This is a genomic window from Arthrobacter sp. 10T419, assembly GCF_056394105.1.
In genome coordinates this window covers 518,378-533,145 of sequence record NZ_JBFTHF010000001.1, presented here as the reverse complement: position 1 = coordinate 533,145, position 14,768 = coordinate 518,378, and the positions used below count along the sequence as shown (strand labels likewise).

Here is a 14,768-nt window from a genome sequence, read left to right as displayed (position 1 = left end):
GGCCCAATGACTACAGCAGCTACCCCGTCCGTCGGACTGGTCGGTTGGCGTGGCATGGTCGGCTCCGTCCTGATGCAGCGTATGCAGGACGAGGGCGACTTCGCCAACATCAACCCGGTCTTCTTCTCCACCTCGAACGCCGGAGGTGCCGCCCCGGCCATCGCCGGTGCGGCGGCAGGCGCTGCCGGCAAGCTCGAGGACGCGTTCGACGTCGAGACGCTGGCGAAGCTGCCGATCATTGTGACCGCCCAGGGCGGCGACTACACCAAGCGGGTGCACGGCGAGCTGCGCAGCCGCGGCTGGGACGGCCTGTGGATCGACGCCGCTTCCACCCTCCGCATGAACGACGACTCGATCATCGTGCTGGACCCGATCAACCGCGACGTCATCGACGCCGGCCTCTCCGGCGGCGTGAAGGACTACATCGGCGGCAACTGCACGGTCTCCTGCATGCTGATGGGCCTCGGCGGCCTGTTCAAGAACGGCCTCGTCGAATGGGGCACCTCGATGACCTACCAGGCCGCGTCCGGAGGTGGTGCCCGGCACATGCGTGAACTGCTGAGCCAGTTCGGCACGCTGAACGCCGAGGTCAGCAGCGAACTGGACGACCCGGCGTCGGCGATCCTGGAGATCGACCGCAAGGTCCTGGCCCACCAGCGCACCGACATCGACGCCACCCAGTTCGGTGTGCCGCTGGCGGGCTCGCTGATCCCCTGGATCGACGCGGACCTCGGCAACGGCCAGTCGAAGGAAGAGTGGAAGGCCGGGGTGGAAACCAACAAGATCCTGGGCACCACCGGCGCGGACCGCGTCATCATGGACGGCCTGTGCGTCCGGATCGGCGCCATGCGCTCCCACTCCCAGGCGCTCACGCTCAAGCTCCGCGAAGACCTCTCCGTCCCCGAGATCGAGAAGCTCCTGGACGCGGACAACGAATGGGCCACCGTGGTGCCCAACACCAAGGAAGCCTCGATGGCGGACCTCACCCCAGTGGCGGCGTCCGGCACCCTGGACATCCCGGTGGGCCGCATCCGCAAGCTCGAAATGGGCCCGGAGTACATCAGCGCTTTCACCGTCGGCGACCAGCTCCTCTGGGGCGCCGCGGAGCCGCTGCGGCGCATGCTTAAGATCGCCACCGGGACCCTCTAGCCCCTGCGGGTCCGGTCAGGTTCGGTCGAGGCCGAGGAACCGGCGGTACTTCGCGGCCTGCAGCTCAAAGGATTTCCGAGCCGCAGGCCGCAGCCCGTTAACGTCGTCGAACGGTTCGGGCGCGATGGCGCCGGACCGGCCGTTGCCGGGCGCCGCCCAGGTCCCGACCACGGCGCCCCCGGCCACGAGGGTCTTCTTGAACACGCCGTTGCCGCCGGGGACGATCTTGTCCGCGTGCTGCGCGTGCAGCGCGATGGACCGGTCGGTGTAGCCGAGGAGGAACTCGTCGAATCCGGGCAGCGCCAGCACGGTGCGCTGGCCGGGGACGGCGCCGTCGAGCAGGGCCGCCGTCTGCGGGGAGAGCCAGTAGGTTTTTCCGTCAAATTCCAGCTCCGCCAGCCGGTCGCGCACGTCTGCCAGCGCAGCCCGGACCTCGGTCAGCGGGACGCCGGACCACCAGGCGAAGTCACGTTCGGTGGCAGGGCCGTGGCTGTAGAGGTAGCGCAGCAGCCACTCGGCGATCCCTTCCTCGCGGCCCAGCCGCCGCGAGTCCTTGATCCAGTCGTCAAACGCCACCACCAGCTGCTGGTTGCCGGCGAGCGGGCCCAGCACCAGCAGGCCGCGCTGGCACAGGGTCCCCAGGAGATGGATGCCGCGCTGGCCTGCCGTGGACTGGCCGGCTTGTTCGAAGGCCTGGAACAGCTCCGCCCGGCTGGCTGCTGCCCCGCCGGCGACCCGCTGCAGGGCGGCATCCGCGGCGGCGTCGACGTCCGCGGCGGAGATGCCCAGTTCCCGGTGCCGCCCCGCCAGGCCTTTGATGAGGCGGGCGGAGGTGATGTCCAGGACCCATTTCAAGTCCTCGGGCGCCAACAGGTGCAGCGTGCCGCGCATCGGCCAGGACCGGACGATTTCGCCGCGGTCCAGCGAAGCGCGGACATCGGCCGCGCGGGAGCCCGGCACGCGCTGCCCTACGGCCCACAGCGCAGCCTGGAGGTCCTGCGCCTGCATGGCGGTCATACCCCGGACGGCGCCGGGAACAGACTCGAAAGCCGGGCCGGCAAGCCCTTGGGAGACCAGGCGGAGCCGGCCCATGACGCTCCGGCTCAGACGCGTGCGCACCACTGCTGCCATGACAACATCCTAGGCCGGGCTCAGCCGCCCCGGCGGAATCCGGCCGGTGCGCGGCCACCGCCCGGTCCTCTCCCAGCCTGCGTCCAGCCGGCTTCATTACCGTGGATGCATGACTTTGGGTGATGTGTGGCCTCTCCTGCGGCCCCTGTGCAGGAGGCTGGCCCTGTTGGGATGGGCCTCCAGCGCGGCCGGTATGGCCGCCGGACTGGCCGTCGCCATCGCCAGCGGCACCCGTCTCTCCCCCATGATGACAACGTTCCAGACGGTGTCCGCCGCGTCCATGGCGGTAGCCGTGGTCAGCTTTGTCACGGCTGCGATGATCCAGCCGCGGTCTCCGGCGTTGCAGAACGCCGACCGCAGGGAAGCCGACCCGGATCCCGGCGCGGAGTTTCCCGCCACAGTGCACAGTTTCCTCCTCGGTTCGCTGGCACTGCTGGCCGGGGCGGTGGCTTTCGCCTGCGCCGGGCTCCTGCTGCGGAGCGGGCCCAGCGCCCAGTCCGTGGCGTTCTGCCAGGTCTTCCTGCTGGGCGCCGCGGCGTCCGGCTTCACCTTCATGCTCTTCAGCAAGGTGGTCCCCCGCCGCGGGAGGAACTAGGCCCGGCGGCTGCCACGACTTAGACCTCGACGCCGATCAGCAGCGGCTCGGGGTGCAGCTCAATACCGAAGCGTTCGAGGACGCCGCGGCGCACCTCGCGGGCAACCGCCAGGAGATCTGCCGCGCTGGCGCCGCCCCGGTTGGTGATGGCCAGGGTGTGCTTGGTCGACAACGATGCGCGGCCGCCGGAGACGCTGCCCGGCTCAAGCCCGAAGCCCTTTCCGTAGCCGGCATGGTCGATCAGCCAGGCCGCGGAGAGTTTGGTCAGGCCCTCGGTGCCGCCCGGGTAGCGGGGGGCATCCTCGGGCAGCCCCGCGGCAACCTCGACGGGCACGATCGGGTTCGTGAAGAAGGATCCGGTGGAGTACGTATCCCGGTCCGCCGCATCCAGCACCATGCCCTTGGAGGCCCGGAGCCGGAGCACCTCGCGCCGGACGTCGTTGGAGTAGGCCCGCTGGCCGGTCTCGACGCCGAGAGCCCGGGCCAGTTCGGCGTAGCGGATCGGAGCGCTCATCCGGCCCAGCGGCAGCTGGAATTCGACCGTGAGCACCACGTACCGCGGAGAGCCGTTGGTGGTGGTCTGTTTCAGCACGGAGTCCCGGTAGCCGAACTTGAGCTCCGAATTGGTGAACGTCTGGACGGCATTGCGTTCCCGGTCCCAGGTGCGCACCGCGGCGATGGTTTGCGAGACGTCGGAGCCGTAGGCTCCGACGTTCTGCACCGGCGTCGCGCCGGTGGCGCCGGGGATCCCGGACAGGGCCTCTACGCCCGACCAGGCATGCTTGACGGCATGCTCCACGAGGGCGTCCCAGTTGTGCCCGGCCTGGACCACCACGGCGACTCCGCCGCAGGAATCCTCAGCATTGACGGTGAATCCTTCCGACGCGATTTTCACGACGGTTCCGGGGAAGCCTTGGTCGCCGACCAGCAGGTTGGAGCCCCCGCCGATGATCAGCAGCGGCTCGCCGGCGGCGTCGGCCGTGCGGACAGCGTCGATGATCTCCGCTTCGGTGCGGGCTTCGACGTAGTTGGCGGCGGGGCCGCCGACGCCGGCCGTGGTCAGGGCGGAAAGCAGTGTCTGGGTCACCCCACCAGCCTAGCCGGGTTCGGCGTATGCCCGGAAAGGCGGCAGGGCCGGGCCTAGGCGGCCTTGCGCGCCACCGGGGAGAGCAGGAAGCTGACGACGAGCATCACCATGACGGCCAGCAGCGAGTGCAGGATGCCGACGTGCTCGGCCAGCAGGCCGAGCAGGGGCGGTCCGCAGAGGAACGCCCCGTAGCCGATGGTGGAGACCACCGAAACGCGTGCGGCGGCCTTGACGGGGTCGTCCGCGGCGGCGGACATGCCGACCGGGAAGCCCAGCGAGGCGCCCAGCCCCCAGACGGCCAGGGCGACGTAGGCCAGCCAGGGAACCGGCGCGAAGACGAACAGGCCCAGTCCCGCCACGGCCAGCGCCGCGCACCAGCGCATCACCGGGACCCGGCCGTAACGGTCCAGCACCAGGGTGCCGGCGAAACGGCCCACGGTCATGAAAGTGACGAAGAGGCCGTAGCCGGCGGCTCCGGCGGCGTCGGACTGGCCGTGCCCGTCGGCGAGCGCCAGCGCCACCCAGTCCCCCGCCGCGCCCTCGGCCAGGGCGAGCCCGAGCACCAGGACGCCGAGCAGCAGGGTCCGGCGGTCCCGCCAGGCCTGCGCGATCTGCCGTTTGTTATCCAGCGGTTCTTCCGGGCCCTGTGTGGCCTGGCTGATGATGGGCAGCGGACCGGTGGAGGGATCCTCAAAGGTGTCCGGCCCGGACGGGGTGAAATCCTTCTCGGCCTCGACCGGGGTGATGTCGGCGCGGAACCAGCTGGCGGCCGTGGGCACGGAACCGGCGACGAGCAGTCCCACGGCGGCCAGGTGCCAGAAGACCGGCACGCCGGCGCCGGCAGCCCAGGCCCCCGCGCCCGCGCCCGCGACGGTGCCCAGGCTGAACGCGCCATGCAGCCGCGGCATGATGTGCCGGCGCACCGCGCGCTCGACGGCGGCGCCTTCCACGTTGGACGCCGTGTTCCAGCTGGCCGTGCCGAGGCCAACCACCACGAGCCCAGCCGCCACCGCCAGCGGGTTGACCAGAACCGAGGTTCCGAACCCGGCAAGGACCAGCCCGGCGCCCACCATGATGCTGCCGATCCGGATGGTCTGCTTGGAGCCGAAACGCAGCACGATCAGCCCCGACGCGGAGACCGAGACGAAGGAGCCCAGCGTCATGCAGAGCAGCAGCAGGCCGACGTTCCCGGGCGTGAGGTCGAGTCCGTCACGGATGGCCGGAAGCCGGGACACCCAGCTGGCGAAGGCTATCCCGCTGAAGGCATAGGCCGCCACGACGGCGTTGCGCCACCGGGTCACCTCGGCGGACTGGGCCACACGGACCCTCACGGCTGGATCATTCGGTCAGGCCAGCCTGACGACGGCCTGGGCCTTCATGAGGACCTTCTGCCCGCCTGCGACGACGGTGAGGTCCACGCGGGCGGTGCCCGCGTCGGCGTCGAGCGCCCCAATGGCGCCGCTGACTTCGATCACCGCGCCTGCGTCCGGGGTACCGGTGGTGTCGGCCACCGGGACCGGCTTGCTGAAGCGGGTCTGGAAGTCGACGACGGCGGCCGGGTCACCGGCCCAGTCGGTCACGAGCTGGACGGCGGCGCCCATCGTGAACATGCCGTGGGCGATCACGCCGGGGAGGCCGACGCCGGTGGCGAAGGCCTCGTTCCAGTGGATCGGGTTGAAGTCACCGGAGGCGCCGGCGTACTTGACGAGGTCTGTGCGTGTGACCTCGATGCTTCGGCTGCCGAGGTCCTGGCCGACCGTGAGCTCTGAAAATGTGGGGGCCATGGCTTACTGTCCCTCTCCGCGGACCAGGATGGACGAGGTGGTGGTGGCGACGGCTTCACGCGGAGCGGCCGCATCGCTGCCGGCGAGGGCGAAGATCTCGGAGCGGGTGGTGATCATGGCGCCTCCCCCCATGGCGCGGACGCCGTCGACGTGCAGTTCGGCCACGAGCCGGTCCCCGGCGACGATCGGGCGGTGGTGGACGAAGCGCTGGTCGGCGTGGACCACGCGGGAGAAGTCGATGCCGGAATCCGGGTCCTCGATCAGCTGCGCGTCGGCGCGCTGCGCGACGATGATCGCGAAGGTGGGCGGGGCCACGAGGTCGCCGTGGCCCAGGGCCCTGGCGGCGTCCACGTCGAAGTGGGCGGGGTGGGTGGCTTTGACCGCGCGCGCGAACTCGCGGATCTTCTCGCGGCCGACGTCGTACACCTCTGCGGCAGGGTAACTGCGGCCCTGCAGATCCGGATTGATAGTCATGGTTCCAGCCTAGCGCCCTGCCTTCGGATGGCTTTCCCCGTTACACGGCCCCGCGGCGCTTGCACCCGGACGATATGATGGAAACATCAATTCGTAAATCCACGGTGCGGGCGGTGCCCGTCCGCAGGCCAAGAGAGCGCAGGACCGCCATGATTTCCGCAGCGCAGACCCCCTTGTACGAAATCAAGGCCAACCTGTTCAAGGCCCTCGCCCACCCGGCGCGGATCCGGGTGCTGGAACTGCTGGCGGCGGCCCCGGACGGCTCGGCTCCGGTCAGCTACCTGCTGGCCGAGACCGGTCTGGAGGCCTCGCACCTGTCCCAGCACCTGGCCACGCTGCGCCGGCACCGGGTGGTGACCTCGGTCCGGACCGCCAACGCCGTGACCTACCGGCTGGCCCACCCGAAGATTGCCGAGCTGCTCGCCATTGCCCGGATCTTCCTGCTGGACAGCCTGGCGGATTCGGGCGAACAGCTCCGGCTCGCGCAGGAACTGCCGGCCGCGCACCTCCAGGGGTCCGCCTCGTGACCGCCGCGACGGCAACGACGGCGGCCCGCGGCGTCCGGGGCTACCTCGCCCGCTTCCTGCCCTCCCGCCGCGACTACGACGGGCTGCGCGGGTCGTGGCGGACGGACTTGCTGTCCGGCATCACGGTGGGCATCGTGGCCCTGCCGCTGGCCCTCGCCTTCGGGGTGAGTTCCGGGGTGGGTGCCGAGGCGGGGCTCATCACGGCAGTGGTCGCGGGACTGGTTGCCGCCGTCATGGGCGGCTCCCACGTCCAGGTTTCCGGGCCCACGGGCGCGATGGTGGTGGTCCTGGCCCCGGTGGTCGCCGCGCACGGCGCCGGCAGCATCGCCCTGGTCTCCGTGATGGCCGGGCTGCTGGTCATCATCCTCGGCGTCAGCGGCCTGGGCCGGGCGGTCGCGTTCATCCCGTGGCCCGTCGTGGAGGGCTTCACCCTGGGCATTGCCGCCATCATCTTCCTGCAGCAGGTGCCGATGGCCACCGGCACTGAGGGAGTACCGGGCCACAACACCATGCTGGCCGCCGTCGAGAGCGCCGCCACGGCGACGGCCCCCACGGTGCTGCAGACCCTGGCTATCGTGGCGGGCGTCGCCGCGGTGATGTTCCTGCTGCCCCGGCTGAACAAGGCCATCCCCGCCAGCCTGGCCGCCGTGTTGCTGGCCACCGTGGCCGCCGAACTCCTGGACCTGCAGATCCCGCGGATCGGCTCACTGCCGCATTCCCTCGCCGCACCGTCCATGCCGGCACTGGACCCGTCGGTGCTGGGTGGCCTGCTCATGCCCGCCGTCTCCATAGCCACGCTCGCGGCCATCGAATCGCTGCTGTCCGCGCGGGTGGCCGCCGGCATGGTCGGCCCCGACGGCCGGCCCACCGGGACCTACAGCCCGGACCGCGAACTCACCGGCCAGGGCCTGGCGTCGGTAGCGGCGGGTTTCTTCGGCGGCATGCCGGCCACGGGCGCGATCGCCCGGACCGCCGTTAACGTCCGCTCCGGGGCGAAGACCCGGCTCGCGGCGATCGTCCACGCCCTCGTGCTGCTGGCCATCATCTACCTGGCGGCGGGCCTGGTGGGCAGGATCCCGCTGGCGGTCTTGGCCGGGATCCTGATGGTCACGGCCACCCGCATGGTCTCACGGCAAACCGTGGCGGCGGTGATGCGCTCCACCCGGGCCGATGCCTTCGTCTTTGTCCTGACAGCACTGATCACCGTCGCGTTCGACCTGATCGTGGCGATTGAGATCGGGCTGGTCGCGGCGGCGGTGTTCACGCTGCGCAAGTTCGCCTCGCTCAGCGGGGTGCAGCGCGAAGACATCCCGGGCCCGGCTGAACCCGGTGACAGGCACATCGCCATCTTCCGGCTCGACGGCGCCATGTTCTTCGGGGCCGCGGAACGGGTCCTGCAGGAGATCAGCCAGGTCAAGGACATCCAGGTCGCGATCATCCGGCTCTCGCAGGTGCGGATGCTCGACGCGACCGGGGCCCACACGCTGGTGGACGTCATCTCGGCGCTGGAGCTGCGCGGAGTCACGGTGCTGCTCAAGGGCGTCCAGCCGCAGCATCTGGACCTGGTGACCAATGTCGGCGTGATCCGCTCGCTGCGGCACCACAAGCATTTGTTCGCCAGCCTGCCGGACGCCGTGGAGCACGCCCGCAGCCACGTGGTGCGGAACGCCGCCGCTAGCGCTTGAGGTTTTTCCGGATTGTCTGGCCGCGGACCACGATCCCGGCGATGTGCAGGATGAGACCGACGCCGATGACGGCCAGCGAGGCCAGGGCCAGGCCTTGGTTGCCCGTGTTGTTGCCGACCAGATTGAGGATGATGCCTGTGGCGATCAGGCCCATGGCGCTGAAGACGAGCACCTTGTAGGTGGTTGACGCGGTGGCCCAGAATTCGTTCAGCACCGTGCCAGTCTACCGGGGACCCCTGCACCCGCCGTCGTGGGCGGACCCGGGCTCAGAACAATGCCTCCTGGACAGCGGGGACCTCGGAGCCGTGGTCGCCAAGCTCGATGGTTCGCGCTTTCAGCTCGCCGAGGTTGACGACGAATTCAAGGTCGGCGCCGTCGAGCCTGGCCAGCGCGACGCTGCCGCTCAGCGACGCGAGCCGGAAGCCGTGGGCGTCCGAGCCGAGGTCGTGGGGGTAGGCGTGCCGGGCGCCCGGGGTGCAGGCCGCGTCGGCCAGCACGGGACGCAGCCACCGTTCGTCCACGACCTCAAAGCCGTCCGTATTGGCACCGCCCAGCAGGTTCCGGACTCCGGCTGCGAGCCGGCTGTTGAGGGCCTCCAGTGCTGCGGCGGGCGGCGGCGCTGTGAGCCCGGCGGCCTTCGCCGCCGAGCGGACCTGCTGCGGCAGCCCGGCGTCGCGCGTGACCAGATCCTCCAGCACCCTGACCACCCGCCCGTCGTCGGCGCGGGCGACGTAGCGGGCCACGACGGCACCCTGCTCGGCAAGCCGGTGCCACTTGCGCAGGTTCGAGGCGGTGCCCACCTTGCTGGCGCCATTGGCGAAAGTCGCGACATAAAGCCAGTGCGGCTGCATCAGGTAGGCGCGCAGCCCCGGCGGGACCCGGCCGCCGCGGTGGAAGTCATGGATCAGCCGCGAATCGTCGACGGCGAAGCACGGCCCGCACTGCTTTCCTCGGGCGGCCGGGGCACGGTCCGGGCAGACCATGTGGTCCCGGTCCGCGGGTCCGTGCACTTTGTGGTGGCCCAGGCAGTGCTTCCCCCGCGAGGCGAGCCGGAAACCGAGGCGCGTACCGGCGTCGAGCACCAGTTCGGTGAACGCACCCGCGGGGTCCTGCAACCGCAGGACGGCCCGGCCGGCGTCGGGCTGGCCAGGAACCGGCGAGGCCGGCTGCAGACCATCCCAAAAGACCCCGTGGACCAGATAGCGGGTATCGGTCACGGGGTCTCCTTGCTGGGGCCGGGAACCGGCTACAGTGCCGGCTGCACCCCAAAGGCTACAGCGAGCTTCATGATCTTTTCGGCTCGGCCCAGGCGCGGCAGGTCGGAGCCGTCCCGGATGACGCGGCCGTTGGCCTCGAAGTCGGCCATGAAGTCGGTGGCCCAGGCGACGTCGGACGGCGTCGGGCTGATGACCTCATTGATGACGCTGGTCTGGTCGATCGCGAGGCAGAGCTTGCCGGTCATGCCCATCATCACGGTGATGCCGGTCTGCTCGCGCAGGATCGGGTGGTTGGTGCCGACCGTGGGGCCGTCGATCGGCCCGGGCAGGTTGCCGACGCGGCTGGCGACGACGAGCTTGGCGCGCGGGTAGGCCATGGCCTCCGGGGTGGCGGCCATGCCGGTGTCGCGGCGGAAGTCACCGGAGCCGAAGGCCAGCCGGAACGCGCCCTGGGCCTTGGCGATGTGGTTGGCTTCCTCGATGCCGACGGCGGACTCGACCAGCGGGATGACCGGGGTCTTGCCGTCCATGCGGTGGTAGCTCTCGGTGACCTGGTCCGCGGACTCGGTCTTGGCGAGCATCACGCCCAGCAGTCCCGGAGTGCCGCGCAGGCCGGCGAGGTCATCGGCCCAGAAGGGGCTCGTGGCGTCGTTGATCCGGACCCAGGCGCTGCCGCCGGCGGTCAGCCAGTCCACAACGTGCTCGCGGGCGGCATCCTTCTGCGAGGGATCCACCGCGTCTTCGATGTCCAGGATGATGGCGTCCGCGCGGGACTCCGCCGACTGGCCGAAGAGCTCCGGCTTCATGGCGTTGACCAGCAGCCAGGAGCGGGCGATTTCGGCCGGGACATTGCGCTGGGGCCGGACGATCCCGGCGGTGGTGGTAGAGGTCATGCCTCTACGCTAGCCGCCCGGGGCCGCCCGCCGCCAAGTAATACCCCTGTTTAGGGCGACCAATACGACCAAAATCACCCCGGCGCGCGAAACTGGCTCGCAGTTGTTGTCGTTTGAAGGAATCTAAACGACAACGACTGCGAGCCAGTTGGGCGGGCACGACGGCCGGCGCGGCCGGTGCGTGCCTAGGGGATGTTGCTGCCCCGGGCCGTGATCCAGAGCCGGTACCACTCGGTGCGCGTCATGGCCGAGGCCACCTTGGCGGCGCCGGCGCAGGCCCGGATCCGGTCCGGCTTGGCGGTGCCGATCACGGGGGCGATTCCGGCCGGGTGCTTCATCAGCCAGCCCAGCAGCACAGCCTCGCCCGTGGTGCCCTTCTCCGCGGCCAGCTCCGCGACGAGTGCCGCGGCGGCCTCCTCCGCGGCACTCGGGCTCGCCGCCGGCGCCCCGGTGTAGAGCCCGCGGGAGAGCGCCCCGTAGGCCTGCAGGGTGATGCCGTGCCGGACGCAGTGCTCCACGGTGCCGTGCGGGAAGCTGTAGTCCGTGCCCTCGGCGTGGTTGACCAGCACGGTGCTCTCCAGCCAGGCCCGCGCGGAGAGGCTCATTTCCAGCTGGTTGGCCACCACGGGCACCTCGAGCCGGTCCTGCAGCAGCTCGATCTGCGGGGCCGACATGTTGGAGACCCCCACCGCGCGGACCTTGCCCTCGGCCATGAGCTGCCCGACGGCGGACGCCACCTCGGCAGGGTCCAGCAGCGGGTCCGGGCGGTGCAGCATCAGCACGTCCACGTAGTCCGTCCGCAGCCGGTCCAGGCTGTCGTTGACCCGGTCCAGAATGCCGTCCCGGCTCAGGTCGTAGAACGCATCGAGGCCCTGTTCGCCCAGCCGGATGCCGCATTTGGTCTGCAGCCGGACCCGTTCCCGCAAGCCGGGCGTCTGCGCCAGCACCTCGCCGAAGACCGCCTCGGACTTGCCGTTGCGGTAAATGTCGGCGTGGTCGAACAGGGTGATGCCGGCGTCCAGGGCGGCGTCGACGGCCGCGGCCGCCTCGTCCACGTGCGCGGACGAGTACGGTTCCGACGACCAGCTGCCGCCCAGGCCCATGCAGCCATAAATCAGTTCCTGGGTGGGGAACCCTCCGGGCTTAGGGGGCGCGGAACTCACCGAAGCCAGACGGTGGTGTTGCCCGGGAGCAGCTGGCCGTCCAGCGGGCCGCTGCTGACCAGCACCTCGCCGGTGGGCAGTTCGACGGCGTCGTCCCCGAAGTTGGTGACGGACTGCCAGCCGCCGTGGCGGCGGAAGTGCAGCACGTCGGCGCGGCCGGTCTCCAGCCACTCCAGTTCCTCCGAGGTCTGCAGCTCGCGGCGCAGCTTCAGGGCCTTGCGGTAGAACTCCAGCGTCGAGCCTTCGGTCCCGTCCTGGGCTGCAACGGCGTAGCGGCTGAACCATGCCGGCTGAGGCAGGTGGGCGCCGCCGTCGCCGAAGCCAAAGGAGGAGCCTTCCGGGGCCCAGGGCAGCGGCACCCGGCACCCGTCGCGGCCGATCTCGACACCCTTGTTGCGGAAGAAGGTGGGGTCCTGGCGTTCGGCGTCGGGGATCTCAGCGACCTCCTGCAGGCCCAGCTCCTCGCCCTGGTAGAGGTACGCGGAACCGGGGAGTGCCAGCATCAGCAGGGTCGCGGCACGGGCGCGGCGCAGGCCCAGTTCGACGTCGAGTTCCTCGGCCGGGGCGCCGGCCAGCAGCCAGCCCTTGCCGTCCTGGCCCTTGGCGTGCCGTCCGCCGCCCTTGGGCAGGCCGTAGCGGGTGGCGTGCCGGACGACGTCGTGGTTGGAGAAGACCCAGGTGGAGGAGGCGCCGGACTCGGTGGCCTCGGCGAGGTTGCGGGTGATGATTTCGCGGAACTCGTCGGCGTCGAAGTCGGCCTGCAGCAGGTCGAAGTTGAAAGCCTGGCCGAGCCCCTCCGGGCTGGCGTAGCGGGCGCGGCGGGACGCGTGCACCCAGGCCTCGGCGACGGCGGTGCGCGGCGGGTTGTACTCGTTGAAGACCTCGCGCCATTCGACGTAGATCTCGTGCACCTCGTCGCGGTCCCAGAACGGGTGCGAGCCGTCGTCGAAGCCGTCGGTGCCGGAGTTGGCCTCGCTCAGCTCGACCTTGGACAACAGCGGCTCGGTGAGGTCCTTGGTCAGGGCGTGCGCGACGTCGACGCGGAAGCCGTCCACCCCGCGGTCCGACCAGAAGCGCAGGGTCTTGAGGAAGTCGTCGCGGATCTCGCGGTTGGACCAGTTCAGGTCCGGCTGTTCCTTGGCGAAGATGTGCATGTACCACTGGCCGGGGGTGCCGTCCGGCTCGGTGATGCGCTCCCAGGCCGGGCCGCCGAAGACGGACTCCCAGTCCGACGGCGGGATCTCTCCGTTTTCGCCCTTGCCGTCGCGGAAGATGTAACGCTCGCGGGCAGCCGAGCCGCGCGGGGAGGCGAGGGCTTCCTTGAACCATTCGTGCCGGTTGGAGGAGTGGTTCGGGACGATGTCAGCGATCAACTTGATGCCTGCGGCATGCAGCGCGGCGGACATCTCGTCGAAGTCTTCCAGGGTGCCGAGCTTGGGGTCGACATCGCGGTAGTCGTCGACGTCATAGCCGCCGTCGGCGAGGGCCGAAGGGTAGAACGGGGAGAGCCAGACGGCGTCGATGCCGAGTTCCTTGAGGTACGGGACCTTGGCGGTGATGCCCTTGATGTCGCCCAGGCCGTCACCGTTGGAGTCGGCGAAGCTGCGCGGGTAGATCTGGTACACGGAGGCCTGGCGCCACCAGTTGGGGTCTGCGGCGAGGTCGGAACCGGACAGGGTTGCCAGCGTGGCGGTGTTCGACAAGGTGAATCCTTCGGGGCTGGGGAGCGGTGTCTGACAAAAGCGGGTCTGATAATTTAGATACAAGCTAAATCTATTGCAGGTTCAATTATGGGTCCGCACTTACAGGGAGGTCAAGATTCCGAAGCCGCAGGCAGCCGCCACCCCCCAACTGCTGCGCCGCGTCAACGCCCAGGCGGTGCTTGCCGCCATCCGGGGCACCGAGGTGGCCACCGGCACGGAACTGATGGCGGGAACCGGACTCACCCGGGCTTCGGTGATTGCCGTCTGCGAGGACCTGATCCGGCGCGGCTGGATCCGCGAACTGGACGCCCCGCGGAAGGACGCTCCCGCCGCCGGACACCCGCAGAAGGGACGGCCTGCCCGGCGTTTCGAGCTCCGGGCGAGGGCCGGCGTCGTACTCGGCATCGACATCGGCGCCGCCACCACCACCGCGGCCGTCGCGGACCTCCGGGGCACAGTCCTGGGCCGCGCCAGCGGGAGTTTCCGTGCCGCGGACATCCCCGCCGCGGAGCGGATCGGCGTCGTCGACCGGGCCTGCCGAGAGGCGCTGGAGGCCGCCGGCGAGGCCCCGGGCAAGGTTCTGGCTGTGGGTGCCGGCATTGCCGCTCCGGTGGACCGCGGCGGCAATGTGCTGGCCGCCCAGCACTTCTGGAGCCTGTTCGACGTCGGGCTCCGCTCGGCCCTGCAAGACCTCCACGGCTGGACCGTGCTGCTGGAGAACGATGCCAACCTGGCAGCACTCGGTGAACGCTGGCGTGGATCCGGCGCCGGCGTGGATGACCTCGTGGTGCTCCTGGCCGGCGAGCGGCTCGGCGCGGGCGTGCTGGAGTCCGGACGGCTGTTGCACGGCCGCGGCGGCGGCGCCGGTGAAATGGGCTTCCTGGACATGGTTGAGGGCGTCGGCTCCAGCGACGGCATCGCGAGCCTGGCCCGGCAGTGGCAGTCAGCGGGCGGCGGCCCGGCCGACGGCGGCGAAGCGAGCGCCCGGCGCGTATTTGAGGACGCCGCCGCGGGGGACGCCGCGGCCCTCGCGATCCTGGGCCGGCTCTCGGAGCGGATGGCCCGGGTCATCGCCGCCATCGCAAGCTTGATCAACCCGGAGCAGGTGGTGATCGGCGGCGCCGTCGCGGATTCGGCCGGCGCACTGGTGCCCGGCATCACCGCCGCGCTGCCGCGTTTCACCGCCACTCCCCCGCGTGTCACGGTCTCGCCGCTGGGCGACAAGATCGTTACGGTGGGAGCCATCCGGCACGCCCTGGATTTCGTCGAGGCCAACGCCCTGGAAGTGGAACTGGCCGGCTGACGGCCGCCCAAGCAGGCCACTTTTCCAAGGAGCCGAATCTCAAGATTCGGCAACGAT

The 14,768-nt window shown here is 70.4% G+C and carries 15 protein-coding genes; 5 read left to right on the top strand and 10 right to left on the bottom strand.

Translation table 11 applies throughout. The features are described from left to right. Positions 1 to 6: 6 nt before the first annotated feature. Entirely contained in the window at positions 7 to 1,149 is a 1,143-nt protein-coding gene (asd, locus tag AC1DBD_RS02520) for an aspartate-semialdehyde dehydrogenase (RefSeq protein ID WP_441416995.1), read from the top strand. A 15-nt stretch (positions 1,150 to 1,164) separates the two neighbouring features. Here asd and AC1DBD_RS02515 read toward each other — a convergent pair whose 3' ends face one another. After that, on the bottom strand, positions 1,165 to 2,280 hold the full coding sequence (locus tag AC1DBD_RS02515; protein WP_441416994.1) for a winged helix DNA-binding domain-containing protein: 1,116 nt from the start codon (positions 2,278 to 2,280) through the stop codon (positions 1,165 to 1,167). A gap of 109 nt (positions 2,281 to 2,389) precedes the next feature. Here AC1DBD_RS02515 and AC1DBD_RS02510 point away from each other — a divergent pair, with 109 nt between their 5' ends. Then, complete coding sequence (locus AC1DBD_RS02510) at positions 2,390 to 2,875, top strand: hypothetical protein (protein ID WP_441416993.1); 486 nt, start codon at positions 2,390 to 2,392, stop codon at positions 2,873 to 2,875. Between the two features lie 19 nt (positions 2,876 to 2,894). On the opposite strand, the gene AC1DBD_RS02505 is transcribed toward AC1DBD_RS02510, so the two are convergent. Genes AC1DBD_RS02505 through AC1DBD_RS02490 form a run of 4 tightly spaced genes read right to left on the bottom strand, consistent with a single transcriptional unit; the run spans position 2,895 to position 6,220 of the window. Beyond that, on the bottom strand, positions 2,895 to 3,962 hold the full coding sequence (locus AC1DBD_RS02505; protein WP_476981359.1) for a UDP-N-acetylmuramate dehydrogenase: 1,068 nt from the start codon (positions 3,960 to 3,962) through the stop codon (positions 2,895 to 2,897). Between the two features lie 53 nt (positions 3,963 to 4,015). Further along, positions 4,016 to 5,293 (bottom strand): MFS transporter, encoded by a 1,278-nt coding sequence (locus AC1DBD_RS02500; RefSeq protein WP_476925367.1) that lies wholly within the window; start codon positions 5,291 to 5,293, stop codon positions 4,016 to 4,018. A gap of 15 nt (positions 5,294 to 5,308) precedes the next feature. Further along, the gene (locus AC1DBD_RS02495) at positions 5,309 to 5,746 is read right to left on the bottom strand and encodes a MaoC family dehydratase (protein WP_441416990.1); all 438 of its coding nucleotides are present in this window, start codon (positions 5,744 to 5,746) and stop codon (positions 5,309 to 5,311) included. A 3-nt stretch (positions 5,747 to 5,749) separates the two neighbouring features. Next, positions 5,750 to 6,220, bottom strand: coding sequence for an FAS1-like dehydratase domain-containing protein (locus tag AC1DBD_RS02490; RefSeq protein ID WP_441416989.1), 471 nt, complete (start codon positions 6,218 to 6,220; stop codon positions 5,750 to 5,752). Positions 6,221 to 6,369: 149 nt separating this feature from the next. On the opposite strand from AC1DBD_RS02490, the gene AC1DBD_RS02485 reads away from it, so the two are divergent. Continuing rightward, complete coding sequence (locus AC1DBD_RS02485; protein WP_476908445.1) at positions 6,370 to 6,747, top strand: ArsR/SmtB family transcription factor; 378 nt, start codon at positions 6,370 to 6,372, stop codon at positions 6,745 to 6,747. After that, complete coding sequence (locus tag AC1DBD_RS02480) at positions 6,744 to 8,432, top strand: SulP family inorganic anion transporter (RefSeq protein WP_476925368.1); 1,689 nt, start codon at positions 6,744 to 6,746, stop codon at positions 8,430 to 8,432. Before AC1DBD_RS02485 ends, AC1DBD_RS02480 begins: the two co-directional genes overlap by 4 nt. Here AC1DBD_RS02480 and AC1DBD_RS02475 read toward each other — a convergent pair. The 5 genes from AC1DBD_RS02475 to AC1DBD_RS02455 form a co-directional block, all read right to left on the bottom strand. Next, positions 8,422 to 8,646 (bottom strand): DUF3188 domain-containing protein, encoded by a 225-nt coding sequence (locus tag AC1DBD_RS02475; RefSeq protein WP_441416986.1) that lies wholly within the window; start codon positions 8,644 to 8,646, stop codon positions 8,422 to 8,424. The two genes, AC1DBD_RS02480 and AC1DBD_RS02475, sit on opposite strands and share 11 nt — an antisense overlap. A gap of 52 nt (positions 8,647 to 8,698) precedes the next feature. Beyond that, the gene (locus AC1DBD_RS02470) at positions 8,699 to 9,649 is read right to left on the bottom strand and encodes a DUF2797 domain-containing protein (protein WP_476981358.1); all 951 of its coding nucleotides are present in this window, start codon (positions 9,647 to 9,649) and stop codon (positions 8,699 to 8,701) included. A gap of 29 nt (positions 9,650 to 9,678) precedes the next feature. Continuing rightward, positions 9,679 to 10,542 carry an HpcH/HpaI aldolase/citrate lyase family protein gene (locus AC1DBD_RS02465; protein ID WP_441416984.1) on the bottom strand — a complete coding sequence of 288 codons (864 nt, stop codon included), beginning with the start codon at positions 10,540 to 10,542 and terminating at the stop codon, positions 9,679 to 9,681. A gap of 185 nt (positions 10,543 to 10,727) precedes the next feature. Further along, positions 10,728 to 11,705 carry an aldo/keto reductase gene (locus tag AC1DBD_RS02460; RefSeq protein WP_441416983.1) on the bottom strand — a complete coding sequence of 326 codons (978 nt, stop codon included), beginning with the start codon at positions 11,703 to 11,705 and terminating at the stop codon, positions 10,728 to 10,730. Then, positions 11,702 to 13,408 carry a glycoside hydrolase family 13 protein gene (locus tag AC1DBD_RS02455; RefSeq protein ID WP_441416982.1) on the bottom strand — a complete coding sequence of 569 codons (1,707 nt, stop codon included), beginning with the start codon at positions 13,406 to 13,408 and terminating at the stop codon, positions 11,702 to 11,704. The genes AC1DBD_RS02460 and AC1DBD_RS02455 overlap by 4 nt, the downstream gene beginning before the upstream one ends. A gap of 73 nt (positions 13,409 to 13,481) precedes the next feature. On the opposite strand from AC1DBD_RS02455, the gene AC1DBD_RS02450 reads away from it, so the two are divergent. Then, positions 13,482 to 14,711: an ROK family protein gene (locus AC1DBD_RS02450; RefSeq protein WP_441416981.1), complete on the top strand. Its 1,230-nt coding sequence runs from the start codon at positions 13,482 to 13,484 to the stop codon at positions 14,709 to 14,711. The last annotated feature ends 57 nt before the right edge of the window (positions 14,712 to 14,768 follow it).